Consider the following 17,363-nt stretch of genomic DNA (forward strand, 5'->3'; position numbering starts at 1 on the left):
TCAATTCCCTTCCGTGGCGGTGTCGGCGGCGGTGACGAACAATTCCTCGGCGCGGCGCACCCGCACGGTGACCACCGCGCCCCGATACCGGGCCAGCGCGGGCAGCACCAGCACACCGTCGGGGACCGGGCGCACCAGGCGCAGCTTGGTGAGCAGGGTCAGCGCCTCGGTGGTGAGGCCACCGACATCGGCCTGCCACTGGGCGGCGAAGGTCGCGCCGTAGCGGTCGGTCAGGGCGGTGACGGTGGTGCGGAGCCAGGTGTGGTCGAGGAACGGATACGGGCGCGGGTCGACCGTCGGCTCCTCGGAGTCCGCGAGCGAATCGGCGGTGTCGTCGGCCAGGGGAGTGAAGACACCGGCTTCGGGGATGGCGGCGTCGAGCTCGCGGAGCAGGACCTCGGCCGCGTCCGGGGGCGAATCCTGGTGCGGCAGTGGGTTGTCCAGGTCGAGCACGGCGTCGGCGATCTCGCCGATCAGCAACAGCGCCACCTGCGCGAGCGTGCCGGTGCCGGGGAACCTGGTGTCGGACAACCGACCCGAGGTGTCGATGAGCGCGACGCCCTCGGCACGACGCTCGGCCCGCAGACCGGTGCAGTACTCGACCTCGCTCACGAGCCGGTCGCCGCCGAGCAGGGCCTGTTCGGCGGTGGGCAGGTCGTCGAGGTACACCACCGGGCGCTCGACCAGGGCGCGTCGCACCCGCCGAGCCTGTTCGGCCGGGGTGTGGTCGGTGTCGTCGCCGAGCAGGCCGCGCACGCTGTGCAGGTGTTGCAGGGCGCGCGGCGGTCGGAACAGCGCGAACACCACTGGGCGGTCGATGTCGTAGAGGGCCTCGCCCGCTTCCGGGTCGCTGGCCCATCCGCCCGCGTCGCCGTCGGCCAGGGTCAGCGCCCCGCGCGCCCCTAACCAGCCGATCGCGTCCACGAAGGCGTCCCGATCGGCGGCGCGGTCGGTCGACAGTTCCAGCCCCTCGATCCGGCTCGCGTAGTCCGCGACGTGCTCGGCCAGTTCGGACAGGGTGATCTGATCGCCCGCCCTGCCGAGCGCGGCCAAGGCCAGGGACAGATAGGCGTAGCGGCGACGATCGAATACGCGATCGTTCACGCTGCGCGCGGGCCTGGCGTCGTCGAGGCGATCGTGGACCGGGTAGAGCCGAGCCGTGGTCTCGGTGACTTCCAGGCGATACCCGAACAACTCGCCCAGGTCCTCGCGCAATTCGGTGGCCCATCGCCGGATCAACGGCAGCGCGATCCGATCCGGATAGGTCCGGGTGATGAGGTGATTGGCCAGCATCACCCGGGCCGCGCGCTGGTAGCTGTCGAGCGCGAGCGCGTCGATCCGCGGACGCCTCATCGCGAAGCTCCCCGCCGCGTCGAGGCGCGCACTTCGAGGCGGCGGTTGTCGAGGTGGAGCAGGCCCGCGGACGTGCGGATGACGGTGGAACCGTCGCACGGGCGGACGGTGAGGGTGACGCCGTTGTCGGAACCTGTTGTGCCCTCGACGTTTCCGCTCACCGGCACCCACGCGGTCGAGGCCGCGTCGAGTAGGCGCAGCAGGACCTCGGTCTCGCGGTGGTCGAGCACGCGGTCGTGCACATTGCCGGTGGCCAGCGAGGCGGCGGCGGTGGCGCGTTCGCGTTGCGCGGCCAACTGGGCCTCGCGCAGGCGGCGGATGCCCGCGTCGTTGCGCGAGATCCGGGCCGGGGCGCCCGCGCTCGGCGCGCGACCGGTCTCGGCGAGGGTGCGCGAGATCTCCAACGGTGGTGCGTCCCACCAGGATCGGCTGGTCGGGATCAGGTCGGCGTCGGGGTGTTCGAGGGCGAGGTGGCGGGGTTTGCCGAGACCGAAGACCGCGTCGTAGAGCGCGTGCGCGCTCCCGGCGCTCGGGGTGGCGACGAACCATTCGGCCAGGTGCCGCAGCGCCGACTCGCGGCTCACCCCACCGCGCCTCGTCTCGGTGACCCGGCGCAACAGCGACAGCACCGCCGCGATCGCGCTCATCGTCGCCTCGCGCAACCGGTCGGCCTCGCAGGTCTCGCCCGCCTCCCCGCCGTCGGTCACGAACCAGGTCCGCAGGCCCTCCCAGCGCGCGCGCCAATCCGCCTCGCGCTCGGCCGGGCTCACCAGCACCCGCTCGTCACAGCTCGCGGCCCGCTCGAGCAACCGCGCGACCCCGGTGTCCTCGACCTCGCCGATCGCCGCCGCCAGCCGCGGGGCGAACCGGGCCAGATCCATGCTGAACTCGCGCATGTGCGAGAGCAGCGCGTCCTTGTGCGCCAGGAACGACTCCGGGGTGATCTCGGTGGTGCGCACCAGATCGCCCAGTGACAGATAGAAGTGCGCGGCCCGCGCCGCCATGTCGGTCAGCGTCGCGTCGAGGCGGCGCAGCGTGGTGTAGACCCGTTCGGCGTCGCCGTCGCGGTTCGCCACGGCCAGGGTGCGCAGGTCGGCGAGCAGTTCGGGCAGGACGAGGCGCGAGAGCGAGGCGTCCTGCAGCCGGGCCGCGAGCACCCCGGCCACCGCCCGATAGGCCTGGTACCCGGCCTGCGCGAACTGGTAGACGTAGTGCCGGTTGCGGTACTCGGCCAGCGTCGCCGCGCGGGTGCCGTCGTAGCTGCGCTCGAGCACACCCCAGCGGTGCAACTGCTCGAGCAGCGGGCCGATCTCGGCCGCGGGCAGCGGCACCCCGGCGACCGCTTGCCCGCCCGCCTCGGCCCGCGCGATCCACTCGGCCACGTCGTCGGCGTGCAACAACACCACGTAGGCGGCGCGGGCGCTGTCGAAGGCGCGCAGCACCCGCAGGTAGTCGGCGCGCTTCTCCGCGGTGGCGAAGGAGAACAACCGCAACCGCTCGTCCCACAGGGCGGGGACAGCGCTGGGCAGGCCGTCGGCGGAGTCGGTCACCGGAGACAGGGTAGTGGTGCCCCCTGACACCGAAGCCGACCCGTCCCGCGACGGCCCGCCCACGCGCGCCGAACTCACCCGACGTTGAGCGATCGCAGCTGGTCGAGGAACGCCTGGGTGCGCTGATCTCCTGGGTAGCGTTCGATGATCTCCCTGGCGGCCTCGCCCGCGATCCAGGCCAGCGACGGCAGCGACTTGCGGCCCGCGCCGAACGCGGCGACCCCCTCCTCGACCGCGCGCTCGAGATCGCGATCGCGCACCGCCACCACCGCCAGGGTCAACCGCGCCTCCGAGACCCGCATGGGATTGCGGATCGAACCGTCGGGCCGGGTCGAATCGGCGATCACTTGATTGGCGTAGCGCTCGGCGAGGCGGTCCTGGCCCGAGACCCGGCAGCAATCCATCGCGTAGAAGTCGAACTTGGTGGCGTCGACGACGAAGTGATTGTCCAGATCGGCCGGATGACCCATCCGCGACAGGATCTGGCGACCCTCGTCGAGCGCGGTCTGCACATTGCGCAGATCGCCCAGCCGCGCCCAGCCCTTGGCGCGCTGGGCCGCCAACTGCACCCCGACGCTGGAGGACCCGGTGGCGGCCATCGCCTTCTCCGAGACATCGATCGCGCCGCGGAAGTTGCCCTGGGTCAAGGCGAACCACGCCGACATCTCCGCGGCCCACCCGATGATCTCGGGATTGCCCGCCTCGCGACCCAGCGAATCCGCCGCGCGCCGTGTGGCTTCCGCGCCGCTGCGCCGCCCGAGGTCGTAGTCCACGCAACCGACCAGCAATGCCACCCAGCCGGCCAGAACGAGGATTTCCCGATGCTGGCCGAGCGTGAGTCTGCCGTCGAGCAGCGACGTGATCCGACGCAGCCACGCGGTGCCCTCGGCGTGCAGCGCGTGCGGTTCGGCGTAGGCGTATTCACAGCACAGTCTTTCGGCGGTGATCCGCACCGCGTCCAGGGTGGCGCTGTTGACATCGGACATTCGGAGTCGGCTGATGAACTCCACGGTGTCCATACCGGTTGCCGATAACAGCTCGTCATCGCGGTTGGGACGCGACTTCGGGAAGAAGGCGGCGGTGACGGTGTCGAACGCGGCCGCGATGATCGGCGCGTAGAACTCGTCAGGTCGTGATTCGCCGGATTCCCAACGGCGCCAGTTGCGCAGCAGGGTACTGTCCGTCGGGAGGTTGTGGGAGGACTTGGCTCGCATCGCGCGTACGGCATCGGCTTGCGACCACCCCCTCACGTCACGTTCCGAGCGCATCCGAACAGCCCATACGGGTCGATCATCAGTTGCGGTCACGGCGGTAGTATTTCACCAGTTAACGTTTGGCGTACCGGATAGGGCATGTAGATGTCATCGGATTGACATCTGCTGCCCGGCGCCACAACAGTTCATGATGTAAGTGGTACGAAACCTTGCAGCAAACAACAGATCCGACAACAGAACAGCGATCCCAATCCAACGGAGGTTCGGGTGGAAGCGTTGATCTATGGATACTTGCGGGACGATCTGGCCGAGGGCCAGAGCGACCAATTGGAGGATGCGCTACGCAGCCTCGCCCGCACCGCGGGCATGTGCTTCGCCGCCACGTTCCACGAGGCGACCGAGGGTGACGGCGCCGCGTTCGTCGAGCTCACCCAGGAACTCAAGCGCGCCGACGCCCACCACGTGGTGGTCCCGTCGCTCGATCACCTTGCCGGCCAGACGATTCCGCGCGATATCTTGATCGCGAAGCTGGCCCACGAAGCCGCCGCCCAGGTGTTGACCCTGGAGCACTAGGCGAACAGCACGCGGTACCACCGCTTTTCGCACCGCCGGATCTCGTGCACGGCGAGGACTACAGACCGAAGTTGCCCGGTCCTCGCCTGCGCAGATACTTCTCGAACTCCGCCGCGATCGCGTCGCCGTCGATCTTGGACATGGTCTCGTTGAGATCGATGGCGGCGTCGCCGCGCTCCTCGAGCGAGCGCACGTACTCGCTGATCTCCTCGTCGCCCAGCGTCATCTCGTTGACGGCGACTTCCCATTCCTCGGCCTGGGCGGGCAGCTCACCGAGCGGCACCTCGATATCGAGGACGTCCTCCACCCGGTGCAGCAGCGCGATCGTCGCCTTCGGGTTCGGCGGCTGCGACACATAGTGCGGGACCGCGGCCCAGAACGACACCGCGGGCACCCCGGCCTTGACGCACTGGTCCTGCAGCACCCCGGTGATCCCGGTCGGGCCCTCGTAGCGGGTCTGTTCCAGGCTGAACCGCTCGGCCGCCTCGGGGCTGTAGGCCGAACCCGTCACCGGCACCGGCCGGGTGTGGGGGGTGTCGGCCAGCAGCGCGCCGAGGATGACCACGGTCTCCACGCCCAGTTGTTCGACGAACTCGAGCAGGTCGTCGCAGAAGCTGCGCCATTTCATGTTCGGCTCGATGCCGCGCAACAGCACCACGTCGCGGTCGCTGCCGGGCGGGGAGCACACCGACAGCATGGTCGAGGGCCACTGGATCTCCCTGGTCACGCCGTCGACCTGGCGCACCGTGGGACGGTTCACCTGGTAGTCGTAGTACTCCTCGGAGTCGAGTTCGGCCAGCGGCTCGGCATCCCAGATCAGCTCCAGGTGCTCGATGGCACCGCTGGCGGCGTCACCGGCGTCGTTCCAGCCCTCGAAGGCGGCAACCATGACGGGATTGCGCAACGTCGGCAGTTCCGTCTCGGGGGTCTCACTGGCATCCACCCGGTCAGCCTAGTGTCTCGGTCGAATTGTTTTGCGGCGACCGGCGCTGTTGCGTGTTCGCGCGGTCGGCAGTGGCGCGGACCACTCGATTCGCCCATGGTGGTCTTGTCCGTCGGTGGGGCCCTCTAGTCTTGAATCATGTCAGCGTCCTCACCCACCGGTTTCGATACCACGCTCCTCGACACGCTCCGGCGCCGTGTCGTCATCGGTGACGGCGCCATGGGCACCATGTTGCAGGCCGCGGACCTGTCGCTCGACGACTTCCGCGGCCTCGAGGGCTGCAACGAGATCCTCAACGACACCCGCCCCGACGTGCTCGCCGAGATCCACCGCGCCTACTTCGCCGCGGGCGCGGACGCGGTGGAGACCAACACCTTCGGCTGCAACCTGCCCAACCTGGCCGATTACGACATCTCCGACCGGATCCGGGACCTGTCCGAGCGCGGCACCCGGATCGCGCGCGAGGTCGCCGACGAGATGGGGCCCTCCGCCGACGGCACCCCGCGCTACGTCCTGGGCTCGATGGGTCCGGGCACCAAGCTGCCCACCCTCGGTCACGCGCCGTACGTGACGTTGCGCGACGCCTACACCGAGTCCGCCCTGGGCATGCTCGACGGCGGCGCCGACGCGATCCTGATCGAGACCTGTCAGGACCTGCTCCAGGTCAAGGCCGCGATCACCGGCAGTCGTCGGGCGATGATCCAGGCCGGGCGCCGGATCCCGATCATCACCCACGTCACTGTGGAGACCACCGGCACCATGCTGGTCGGCAGTGAGATCGCCGCGGCGTTGACCTCGCTGGAACCCCTCGGTATCGACATGATCGGCCTGAACTGCGCCACCGGGCCCGACGAGATGAGCGAGCACCTGCGCCACCTGTCGCGCCACGCCACGATCCCGGTGTCGGTGATGCCGAACGCCGGTCTGCCGGTGCTGGGCGCCCACGGCGCGGAGTACCCGCTCACGCCCGAGGAACTCGCGATCTCGATGAGCGGGTTCGTCTCGGAGTTCGGGCTCTCGCTGGTGGGCGGCTGCTGCGGCACGACTCCCGAGCACATTCGCCAGGTCGCGCAGGCGGTGCGCGAGGTCGAGAAGACCCTGCCGCCGATCACGCAGCGTCGCGATCCCGTGCACGAGCCCGCGGTGTCGAGCATGTACACGGCGGTGCCGTTCGAGCAGGACGCCTCGATCATGATGATCGGCGAGCGCACCAATGCCAACGGCTCCAAGGCTTTCCGTGACGCCATGCTCGCCGCCGACTGGCAGCGCTGCCTCGAAATCGCCAAGGACCAGACCCGCGACGGCGCGCACATGCTCGACCTGTGCGTGGACTACGTGGGCCGCGACGGCGCCGACGACATGAACGAGCTGGCCTCGCGCCTGGCCACGGCCTCGACCCTGCCGATCATGCTCGACTCCACCGAGGTGCCGGTGCTGCGGGCGGGTCTGCAGCATCTGGGCGGTCGGTGCGCGGTGAACTCGGTGAACTACGAGGACGGCGCGGGCCCGGAGTCGCGCTTCCAGCAGATCATGAGCCTGGTCTCCGAGCACGGCGCCACGGTCGTCGCGCTGACCATCGACGAGGAGGGCCAGGCCCGCACCGCCGAGCACAAGGTCGCGATCGCCGAGCGCCTCATCGACGACATCACCACCAACTGGGGTCTGGCCGAGTCCGACATCATCGTCGACACCCTGACCTTCACCCTGGGCACCGGGCAGGAGGAGTCGCGCAAGGACGGCCTCGAGACCATCAACGCCATCCGCGAGCTCAAGCGGCGCCGGCCCGCCGTGCAGACCACGCTGGGTCTGTCCAATATCTCCTTCGGTCTGAATCCGGCCGCCCGGCAGGTGCTGAACTCGGTGTTCATGCACGAATGTGTCGAAGCCGGACTGGATTCGGCGATCGTGCACGCGTCGAAGATCCTGCCGATGAGCCGCATCCCCGACGAGCAGCGCCAGGTCGCCCTGGATCTGATCTATGACCGGCGCACCGAGGACTACGACCCGCTGCAGACGCTGATGGCGCTGTTCGAGGGCGTGTCCACGGCGTCGTCGAAGGCCTCGCGCGCCGAGGAGATGGCGCTGCTGCCGCTGTTCGACCGGCTCGAGCGCCGCATCGTCGACGGCGAACGCAACGGCCTGGGCGACGACCTGGACGAGGCGATGCAGACGGTGCCGCCGCTGCAGATCATCAACGAGACCCTGCTCTCGGGCATGAAGACCGTCGGTGAGCTGTTCGGGTCGGGCCAGATGCAGCTGCCGTTCGTGTTGCAGTCGGCCGAGGTGATGAAAGCCGCTGTGGCGCACCTGGAACCGCACATGGAGGCCACCGACGACGCGGGCAAGGGCCGCATCGTGCTGGCCACGGTGAAGGGCGATGTGCACGACATCGGCAAGAACCTGGTCGACATCATCTTGTCCAACAACGGCTACGAGGTCGTGAACCTGGGCATCAAGCAGCCCATCGCGACCATCCTCGACGCCGCCCAGGACAAGAAGGCCGACGTGATCGGCATGTCCGGGCTGCTGGTGAAGTCCACGGTGGTGATGAAGGAGAACCTCGGCGAACTCAACGCCAAGGGCGTCGCCGACCAGTTCCCGGTGCTGCTCGGTGGTGCGGCGCTGACCCGCTCGTATGTGGAGAACGACCTGACCGCGGTCTACGACGGCGAGGTCTACTACGCGCGCGACGCCTTCGAGGGCCTGCGGTTGATGGACGAGATCATGACCGTCAAGCGCGGCGGTGGCCTCGATCCCGACAGCCCGGAGGCGATCGCGGCCAAGGAGAAGGCCGCCGAACGCAAGGCCCGCCACGAGCGGTCCAAGCGCATCGCCGCCGAGCGCAAGGCCGCCGAGGCCCCGGTCGTGGTGCCCGAGCGTTCCGATGTGGCCGCGGACCTGCCCGTGCCGACCCCGCCGTTCTGGGGCACCAGGATCGTGAAGGGTCTGCCGCTGGCGGAGTACTCGGGGCTGCTCGACGAGCGCGCGCTGTTCCTGGGCCAGTGGGGCCTGCGCGGCCAGCGCAAGGGCGAGGGCCCGACCTATGAGGATCTGGTCGAGACCGAGGGTCGCCCGCGCCTGCGGGCCTGGCTGGATCGGCTGTCCACCGAGGGCGTGTTGCAGCACGCGGCCGTGGTGTACGGGTACTTCCCGGCGGTGTCGGAGGGCGACGAGATCATCGTGCTCACCGAGCCGGATCCCGACGCCCCCGAACGGTATCGGTTCACCTTCCCGCGTCAGCAGCGCGACCGGTTCCTGTGCATCTCCGACTTCATCCGCTCGCGGGAGAAGGCGCGCGAGACCGGGCAGGTCGACGTGCTGCCGTTCCAGCTGGTCACCATGGGTCAGCCGATCGCCGACTTCGCCAACACCCTGTTCGCCGCGGACAACTACCGCGACTACCTCGAGGTGCACGGCATCGGCGTGCAGCTCACCGAGGCGCTGGCCGAGTACTGGCACCGGCGCGTGCGCGAGGAACTCACCGTCGAGGGCAAGTCCATCGCCGCCGACGACCCCGCCGACGTGCAGGACTACTTCAAGCTCGGCTACCGTGGCGCGCGCTACTCCTTCGGTTACGGCGCCTGCCCCGACCTCGAGGATCGGGCCAAGCTGGTCGATCTGCTCGACGCGGGTCGGGTCGGGGTGACGCTGTCGGAGGAGTTGCAGCTGCATCCCGAACAGTCCACCGACGCGTTCGTGCTGCTGCATCCCGAGGCGAAATACTTCAACGCCTGAGACACTGACAACGGCGTCGACCGGATCGGACCGCACGCGCGGTCCGATCCGATTGTCGTTGCGGCGCTTGTGAGTCTGGTCACGATGGGCCCTCGCGGCCGTGGACCCCGGCGTCTCGCAACAGAATCGAAGCAGTTCAGCACGTAGGATTTTCGGAAGTTTCATCCCGCTGTGGCGCGGAGGGCGAGACGACTCAGCGGTAAGCAGGAGGGGCAGCAGATATGACATCGGATCGGTTGATCGCGGGACGCTATCGACTCACCGACCCGATCGGCACGGGCGCGATGGGCGTGGTGTGGCGCGCCACCGACGTGCGGTTGCGGCGCACCGTCGCGGTGAAACAGGTCCTGCTCGCCCCCGGCCTGACCGGATCGCAGGCGCTGGAGGCGAAACTGCGCGCGATGCGCGAAGGCCGCATCGCCGCGCGCCTGCACCACCCCAACGCCATCACCGTCTTCGACGTCGCCGAAGAGGACGGCCAGCCGTGGCTGGTCATGGAGTACATGAACGCCCCGAGCCTGGCGGCCAAACTGGCCGGCGGGGCCACCCTGCCGCCGATCGAGGTCGCCGGCATCGGCGCCCAGGCCGCCGCCGCCCTGTCGGCCGCCCACGACGCGGGCATCATGCACCGCGACGTGAAACCGGCCAACCTGCTCGTCGGCGACGACGGCACCGTCAAACTCACCGACTTCGGCATCTCGCACGCGACCGGCGACGTCACCGTCACCGCGACCGGCTTCCTGGCGGGCACCCCCGCCTACCTGGCCCCCGAGATCGCCCGCGGCGACAACCCGCGACCCGCCTCGGACGTGTTCGCCCTCGGCTCGACCCTCTACGCCGCCACCGAGGGCGCCCCGCCGTTCGGCGAGGGCGACAACCCCCTGGCCGTGCTGCACGCGGTGGCACGCGGTGTGGTGCCCGAGCCCGAGCACGCGGGCCCGCTCGGGCCGGTGCTGATGTGGCTGCTGACCGCCGACGTCGAGGACCGCCCGACGATGGCCCAGGCCCGCACGGCACTGGAAGACGTTGCGGCGGGCCGGGTTCCGGTGCTGCCCGGCACCGCGACCAGGATGCTGCCGCTGGTCGAACCGCCCACCACGATGATCCCGCGCAACGGCGGCGCGAACGGTTCGGCGGGCGCGAAATCCGGTGCGGCCGCCCTGTTCGGCAGCGGGCTCGCCCTGGCCAAGGCGGCCCGTTCGGCCATGTCGGGGCGCAACGCCACCGCGGACATCGCCGGCGCCGCCGGCGGGTCCGCGCCGATCGCGAGCGCCGCGGTCGGTCAGGCGGCGGCGGGGGATCCGGGTCTGGTGCGTCCGCGCGACGCGGCCCCCTCCGACGGTGTCGAGCGCGCCGGTGTCGAAGCAGACGCGCGCGCCCGCGCCGCCGCCGCGCCCGGCCAGTCGGGACTGGCACCGGCGTTCCCCGCTCCGCCCTCGCGCACCGACCGGGTGAACAACAATCGCGCCGTGCTCCTGCTCGCCGCCGCCGTCGCCGCGTTCACGGTGATGCTGGTTGTCCTGGTCGTCACCCGTGATCGCGGCGGCGACCGCGAACAGCAGGCGCAGGTGGCGCCCGATCCGATCACCGTCACCACCGTCGTCGACGGCAAGGTGAGCACCGTGGTGATCGTGCCCGAACAGGAGACGGTCACGGTGCCGGGACCGCCCGTGCCGCTGCCGCCCGGCGCCGTCACGACCACCGGCAGTGCCCCCACCAGCACCTCGGCCAAGCCCACCCCGACCACCCCGAAGCCGTCGAGCACGACCAGCACGGCCATCACCACCACCGCGTTCGGCCCGCCCACCCCGGACCGGATCAACCAGTTCATCGCCGGGTACTACGGCATGCTGCCCGGCAATATCGGCGCCGCGTGGGCCCAGCTCTCGCCGGGGTATCAGGCCCAGACCGGCGGCTTCGGGCAGTACTCGTCGTTCTGGTCCTCGGTGCGCTCGGTCAGTGTCGGCTCGATCACCCCCAGCGGCCAGAACCGGGCCGTCGTCGTGCTCACCTATCAGCTCGCCAACGGCACCGTGACCTCGGAGAACCGCTGGATCCAGGTCTCGGGCGAGGGCGGCAACTTGCAGATCGCCGGCTCGGGCGTCTGAGCGCGACCCGCTACCCTGGATCGGGTCCGGCGCCGGTGCCGGACACCGACCGGAACGAGGGCGATCAACAGGTGAGTGCGCGACCGGCGGCGGTGCTGTGGGACATGGACGGCACCCTGCTCGACTCGGAGAAGCTGTGGGACATCGCCGTTCGTGAACTGGCCCGCGAACACGGGGCCGAGATGACCGACGAGACCCGCCACGCCCTGATCGGCGCCTCCGGCCCGAACGCGCTGCGGATGCTCTTCGACGGCATCGGGGTGGCGCCGACACCCGCCATGATCGCCGATGCCGGACACTTCCTCGAGCGCCGCGTCACCGAGCTGATGCTGGGCCCGATCCCGTGGCGGCCCGGCGCCGAGGACGCCCTGGCGATGGTGCGCGCGGCCGGCCTGAAATGCGCGCTGGTCACCAATACCAAGCGCTCGCTGACCGAATACGGCCTCGACACCCTCGGCCGAGACTTCTTCGACACCTCGGTCTGCGGCGACGAGGTGCCCCACGGCAAGCCCGATCCGGCCATCTACCGCCGCGCCGCCGAACTGCTCGGGGTCGACCCGGGCGCGTGCGTGGCGATCGAGGACTCACCCACCGGCTCGCTCGCCGCCCAGGGCGCGGGCTGCGGGCTCATCGTGATCCCGTGCGAGATCGATGTTCCGCGCGCGCCCGGTCGGGTATTCAGGACATCACTGGAGGGATTGTCGGAGCGTGATCTGCGCGAGGCGCTGGCCGCGCGGGTGTGAAAGCGTCGACAGCGCAGCGTGATTGGTTGTGATGGGGCGCAATAGCCTACCGTAATCAATCGGATATCCGGTCGTATTGTGCGAAAACTGTTGTCACACAGTTGATTTCGCACGATTGTGATCTTCCCGGGATACGCCCGATTTGTCGAAACCGCCGCCGCGCGCTCGAATATTCCCGCAAACTGGGTACATGACAGGCACGCGGGGGCTTGATGAAATCGTCGACATCGCACGCTATCCACTGACCGACTTCGGTGGTGCGGGCAGAGCGGCCGCGATCGAGGCGGCCCGCGCCGAACTCGCGCAGGACGGCTGCACGGTCCTGCGCGAGTTCCTGCGCCCGGAATTGTTCGACACGCTGCGCACCGAGGGCGAGGCGATCGCGCCGCACGCCCACTACAAGGTGGAGCGGGTCAACGCCTACAACATCCCCCTCGACGCCGACCTGCCCGCCGACCACCCGGCGCGGATCGTGCTCGACCGCGGCAACGCCTTCGTGGCCCGCGACCGCATCCCCGCCGACGCGCTCATCCATCGCCTCTACACCGACCCGGTGTTCCAGTGCTTCGTCGCCGACTGCTTCGACCTCGACGAGCTGCACGAATTCGCCGACCCGCTGGCGGGGCTGTGCCTGAACGTGGTGGAACCGGGGATGTCGCATCCGTGGCACTTCGACACCAACGAGTTCACCGTCAGCATGCTCACCCGCAAGCCCGAGGCGGGCGGGGTGTTCGAGTACTGCCCCAACATCCGCGACCCGCACGCCGAGCACCTCGACGACGTGCGCGCCGTGCTCACCGGGCAGGGCGAGCGGTTCATCCGCGCGCTGGAACTGCGCCCCGGCGACCTACAGCTGTTCAAGGGCCGCTTCTCCCTGCACCGGGTGACCGAGGTCGCCGGTGCGGGACAACGACATTCGGCGATCTTCGCCTACACGGACCGACCAGGGGTGATCGGCACGGTCGAACGCACCAGGCAGTTGTTCGGCCGTGTCCTGCCCGACCATGTGGCCGCCGCGGCCGACGCCGTCCGAGGTGACCGACTGCTCGACTGAGAGGAACCGCCCATGTCCGTTCCGTTGCACACCACCGGCAAAGCATCCTTCGACGACATCTACGAAAGCCCCGACCCGCGCGCGTATTTCGCGCGGATGAACGAGCTGGACTACCGGATTCCCGAACTGGCCAAGCCGCACTTCGCCGAGCAGCTGCGCCAACTGCGCGCCGCCGCGCCGAACCGGATCCCGACGGTGCTCGACCTGGGCTGCTCCTACGGGGTGAACCCGGTGCTGCTGCGCACCGACGCCACCGTCGACGAACTGGCCGGGCACTACCGCGATCACGCCGACACCGACCGGGTCGGGCTGATCGCCGCGGACCGGGAGCGGTTGCGCGGCGACCTGATGCCCGACGTACGCTTCATCGGGATGGACGCCGCACGCCCGGCGCTGACCTACGCCCACGCCGCCGGATTCCTGCACGACTACGTGCACGCCGACCTCGAGGCCACCGAGCCCACCGAGGCGCAGCGCCGTGTGCTCGCCTCCGCCGATCTGGTGATCTCCACCGGATGCGTCGGCTACATCACCGAGAAAACACTGTCCAGGGTGGCCCAGGCCGATCCGCGCAAGCGACCGTGGATGGCGCATTTCGTGTTGCGGATGTTCGATTTCGGTCCCATCGCCGCCGAGCTCGCCGCACTGGGCTATCGCAGCGAGCAGCGTCCCGGTATGTTCCAGCAGCGGCGGTTCGCCTCGGCGCAGGAACGCGAACAAGTGCTGGATGCGTTGGCGGCCAAGGGAATCGACACCTCCGATCACGAAGCCGAGGGCTGGCTCTACGCCAACCTCTACCTGTCCCGCCCGCATCCCATCGAATCCTGTGAGGACTTGGAGTGAACCAACCCACGTTCGCCGCCGAAGACACCCTGCCCCGGGTACCGCTGCCGAGTCTGGATGACAGCGCCGCCCGGTTCCTGCGGTGGTGTCAGCCGTTGCTCGGCGCCGAGGAATACGCCACCACCGAGGGCGCGGTAGCCGAGCTGCTGCGCCCCGGTGGGGCCGGGCGCGCCCTGCACGCCGCGCTCGCCGAGTACGACGCCACCCCCGGGGTCGGCAGCTGGCTCGACGAGTTCTGGCCCTCGCGGTATCTGGGTCGGCGCGACCGGATCGCGTTGAACGCCAACTTCGTGTTCCTGTTCCGCGACGACACGCCACTGGCCGCGTCGACGGCGGCCGGGCAGGTCGAGCGGGCCGCCGCGATCATCGAGGCGGCGGTCGACTACAAGCTGGCCCTCGACACCGAGGCGATCCCGCCGGTGACCCAGCGCGGGCAGGCCCTGTCGATGTGGCAGAACGAGTACCTGTTCTCCGAGACCCGGATCCCCGGGCTCATCCAGGACAGCGTGCGCAAGCCCTACAGCCCGCAGTGGCCCGGTCCCTCCGACGCGCGCCACATCGCGGTCTTCTACCGCGGCAACATCTTCCGGCTCGACGTCATCGGACCCGACGGCGCGCCGTACGCGTTCGAGGACGTGGTCGACGGGTTGCGCGCGGTGATCAAGGGCGGCACCAAGCCCGCCGCGACCGACACCTCGATCGGGCATCTCACCACCAAAGCGCGCGCCGAGTGGGCGCAGAGCCGGGCCGCGCTGCGCACCGAACCGGCCAATGTCGAGGCGTTCGACGCGGTCGAGACGGCACTGTTCGCGGTCTGCCTCGAGGACTTCGCGCCCCGCGACGAACTGCACGCCTGCGATCAGCTGCTCCACGGCGACAGCGGCAACCGCTACTTCGACAAGTCGGTCTCGTTCATCGTCTTCGCCGACGGCCAGGCCGGGATCAACATCGAGCACTGCGGCCTCGACGGCACCACCGTGCTCTCGTTCGTCGACGCGCTGCTCGAGCGTTCGGTCGAGGACCACACCGCCACCAGCGGGGCACGGGCCCAGGGACTGCCGCCGGTGGAACCGATCGAATTCGTGCTCGACTCGGCCGCGCGCGCCGACATCGCCGCCGCCGGGGCCGACTTCGCCCGGTTCGCCGCCGACACCGCCACCTCGCTGGTGTCGTTCGAGGACTTCGGCACCGCCGAGGCCAAGAAGCTGGGCATCTCACCCGATGCCTTCGCCCAGCTCAGCTACCAGCTCGCCCACCGGCGCAGCAAGGGGCTGACCGGCGCCACCTACGAGTCGATCGCCACCCGCCAGTACCGCAACGGCCGCACCGAGGCCATGCGCGTGGTGACTCCGGAGATGGTGGCGTTCGTCGACGCGATGGTCGATCCCGACATCGACCGGGAAACGAAGCTGGTCGCGGCGCGCACCGCCGCGGCGGCGCACGTGGCCCGCGCCAAGGAATGCCAGGCCGGGCAGGCGCCCGAACAGCACCTGTGGGAGCTGGAGTGGATCCAGCGCCGCCGGGGCGAACAGCTCGGGGTGGCCGACGAGCGGATCGCGCTGTTCGACAGCCCCGGCTGGACGGTCATGCGCGACGACTACCTCTCCACCAGCTCGGCGCCGTCGAAGTACATCCGCTACTTCGGTTTCGGCTCGACCAGCCCGCGCTGCATCGGCGTGGCGTACGTGCTGCTGCCGGACCGCTGGAACATCTACCTCGCCACGCCCAAGTCGGTGTCGGACCAGATGTACGCCTTCGCGGACCACCTGCGCACGGCGGTCGCGGATCTGCGCGAACTGCTCAGCTGATCTGGGGAAACCGCTCAGCGCCCGGGATCTCGGGTGCTGAGCGGTTTCATCCGATCCAACCTCCAGGTGTTGCGTCGACTAGCCCCATGTGTTGAATCGCGATCAACCCCGCGGAATCTGCAGTTCGGGGTGTGAAACAATTTCCCCTCGTGAAGAACTTCGAATCCCTGTTCGCCGAGCTGACCGAGCGTGCCAAGACCCGTCCCGAGGGCTCGGGCACCGTGGCCGCGCTGGACGCGGGCGTGCACTTCCAGGGTAAGAAGGTCCTGGAGGAGGCCGGGGAGATCTGGCTGGCGGCCGAGCACGAGAGCGACGAGGCGCTCGCCGAGGAGATCTCCCAGCTGCTCTACTGGGTCCAGGTGATGATGGTGGGTCGTGGGCTGACGCTCGAGGACGTGTACCGACATCTGTGACGGGTGATCCGTCCCGATTCGACACGTCGTCCCCCTCCCCCCGAAAGGCCCCCATCCCATGTTGCGCGTCGCAGTCCCCAACAAGGGTTCGCTCTCGGAAGCCGCCGTCTCGATCCTGAGCGAAGCCGGCTACCGCAAACGCACCGACTCCCGTGACCTCACCGTCCTGGACCTGGCCAACCAGGTCGAGTTCTTCTTCCTTCGCCCGAAGGACATCGCCATCTACGTCGGCTCCGGCGAGCTCGACCTCGGCATCACCGGCCGCGACCTCGCCCTGGACTCCGGCTCGCCGGTCAGCGAGCGGCTCTCGCTGGGCTTCGGCCGCTCGAGCTTCCGCTACGCCGCCCCGGCCGGGGAGGACTGGAAGGTCGAGGACCTGGCGGGCAAGCGCATCGCCACCTCCTACCCGAACCTGGTCCGCGCCGACCTGGCCCGCTTCGGCATCGACGCCGAGGTCATCCGCCTCGACGGCGCCGTGGAGATCTCGATCCAGCTCGGGGTGGCCGACGCCATCGCCGACGTGGTCGGCTCGGGTCGCACCCTGCGCCAGCACAACCTGGTCGCCTTCGGTGAGTCGCTGTGCGACTCCGAGGGCGTGCTGATCGAGCGCGCCGGGTCCGATCGCGACGATCGCGCCCGCAACCAGCTCATCAACCGCATCCAGGGCGTGGTGTTCGCCCAGCAGTACCTGATGCTCGACTACGACTGCCCCAAGAACCTGCTCGACCAGGCCGTCGCCATCACCCCGGGCCTCGAGTCGCCCACCGTCTCGCCGCTCACCGACCCCGACTGGGTGGCGGTGCGCGCGCTGGTGCCGCGCAAGCAGGGCAACGACCTGATGGACCGCCTCGCCGACCTGGGCGCCAAGGCGATCCTGGCCACCGACATCCGGTCCTGCCGAGCATTCTGAGCGGTGATCGCCGCGAGTAGGCTGGACGGACAGATTTGTCCGGCCAATCGATGATCGGGGCGAACATGTCGAACAAGAACGAGCACGAAGAGAAGATCGAGAAGGAACAGGTCGAC

At 69.4% G+C, this 17,363-nt stretch carries 13 protein-coding genes; 9 read left to right on the forward strand and 4 right to left on the reverse strand.

The annotated features are described in order from the left end of the window. From ACFP3H_RS13875 to ACFP3H_RS13885, 3 genes are all read right to left on the reverse strand, one after another. Window positions 1-1,353 (reverse strand): TIGR02678 family protein, encoded by a 1,353-nt coding sequence (locus ACFP3H_RS13875; protein WP_378605166.1) that lies wholly within the window; start codon window positions 1,351-1,353, stop codon window positions 1-3. Then, complete coding sequence (locus ACFP3H_RS13880) at window positions 1,350-2,846, reverse strand: TIGR02677 family protein (RefSeq protein WP_378605530.1); 1,497 nt, start codon at window positions 2,844-2,846, stop codon at window positions 1,350-1,352. Before ACFP3H_RS13880 ends, ACFP3H_RS13875 begins: the two co-directional genes overlap by 4 nt. 131 nt (window positions 2,847-2,977) lie before the next feature. Further along, window positions 2,978-4,117: an XRE family transcriptional regulator gene (locus ACFP3H_RS13885; protein WP_378605169.1), complete on the reverse strand. Its 1,140-nt coding sequence runs from the start codon at window positions 4,115-4,117 to the stop codon at window positions 2,978-2,980. Between the two features lie 267 nt (window positions 4,118-4,384). Here ACFP3H_RS13885 and ACFP3H_RS13890 point away from each other — a divergent pair, with 267 nt between their 5' ends. Next, a complete protein-coding gene (locus ACFP3H_RS13890; protein WP_378605172.1) occupies window positions 4,385-4,690 on the forward strand; it encodes a hypothetical protein in 306 nt (101 codons plus the stop codon). A 58-nt stretch (window positions 4,691-4,748) separates the two neighbouring features. Here ACFP3H_RS13890 and ACFP3H_RS13895 read toward each other — a convergent pair whose 3' ends face one another. Next, the gene (locus ACFP3H_RS13895) at window positions 4,749-5,579 is read right to left on the reverse strand and encodes a PAC2 family protein (RefSeq protein WP_378605533.1); all 831 of its coding nucleotides are present in this window, start codon (window positions 5,577-5,579) and stop codon (window positions 4,749-4,751) included. Window positions 5,580-5,771: 192 nt separating this feature from the next. Here ACFP3H_RS13895 and metH point away from each other — a divergent pair, with 192 nt between their 5' ends. The 8 genes from metH (at window position 5,772) to hisG (ending at window position 17,247) form a co-directional block, all read left to right on the forward strand. Continuing rightward, window positions 5,772-9,368, forward strand: coding sequence for a methionine synthase (gene metH, locus ACFP3H_RS13900; RefSeq protein WP_378605175.1), 3,597 nt, complete (start codon window positions 5,772-5,774; stop codon window positions 9,366-9,368). Between the two features lie 221 nt (window positions 9,369-9,589). Continuing rightward, window positions 9,590-11,476, forward strand: a complete 1,887-nt coding sequence (locus tag ACFP3H_RS13905) for a serine/threonine-protein kinase (protein WP_378605178.1) — start codon at window positions 9,590-9,592, stop codon at window positions 11,474-11,476. Window positions 11,477-11,547: 71 nt separating this feature from the next. Next, window positions 11,548-12,219, forward strand: coding sequence for an HAD family hydrolase (locus tag ACFP3H_RS13910; RefSeq protein ID WP_378605180.1), 672 nt, complete (start codon window positions 11,548-11,550; stop codon window positions 12,217-12,219). Window positions 12,220-12,409: 190 nt separating this feature from the next. Beyond that, window positions 12,410-13,273, forward strand: coding sequence for a HalD/BesD family halogenase (locus ACFP3H_RS13915; RefSeq protein WP_378605183.1), 864 nt, complete (start codon window positions 12,410-12,412; stop codon window positions 13,271-13,273). Window positions 13,274-13,285: 12 nt separating this feature from the next. Beyond that, window positions 13,286-14,116: a class I SAM-dependent methyltransferase gene (locus tag ACFP3H_RS13920; protein ID WP_378605185.1), complete on the forward strand. Its 831-nt coding sequence runs from the start codon at window positions 13,286-13,288 to the stop codon at window positions 14,114-14,116. Continuing rightward, window positions 14,113-15,924, forward strand: coding sequence for a choline/carnitine O-acyltransferase (locus ACFP3H_RS13925; protein ID WP_378605188.1), 1,812 nt, complete (start codon window positions 14,113-14,115; stop codon window positions 15,922-15,924). The genes ACFP3H_RS13920 and ACFP3H_RS13925 overlap by 4 nt, the downstream gene beginning before the upstream one ends. A gap of 131 nt (window positions 15,925-16,055) precedes the next feature. After that, window positions 16,056-16,337 carry a phosphoribosyl-ATP diphosphatase gene (locus ACFP3H_RS13930; RefSeq protein WP_378605191.1) on the forward strand — a complete coding sequence of 94 codons (282 nt, stop codon included), beginning with the start codon at window positions 16,056-16,058 and terminating at the stop codon, window positions 16,335-16,337. 58 nt (window positions 16,338-16,395) lie between these two features. Then, window positions 16,396-17,247 carry an ATP phosphoribosyltransferase gene (gene hisG, locus ACFP3H_RS13935; RefSeq protein WP_378605194.1) on the forward strand — a complete coding sequence of 284 codons (852 nt, stop codon included), beginning with the start codon at window positions 16,396-16,398 and terminating at the stop codon, window positions 17,245-17,247. Window positions 17,248-17,363 lie beyond the last annotated feature (116 nt).

Source organism: Nocardia lasii (assembly GCF_042658545.1).
GTDB lineage: Bacteria > Actinomycetota > Actinomycetes > Mycobacteriales > Mycobacteriaceae > Nocardia > Nocardia lasii.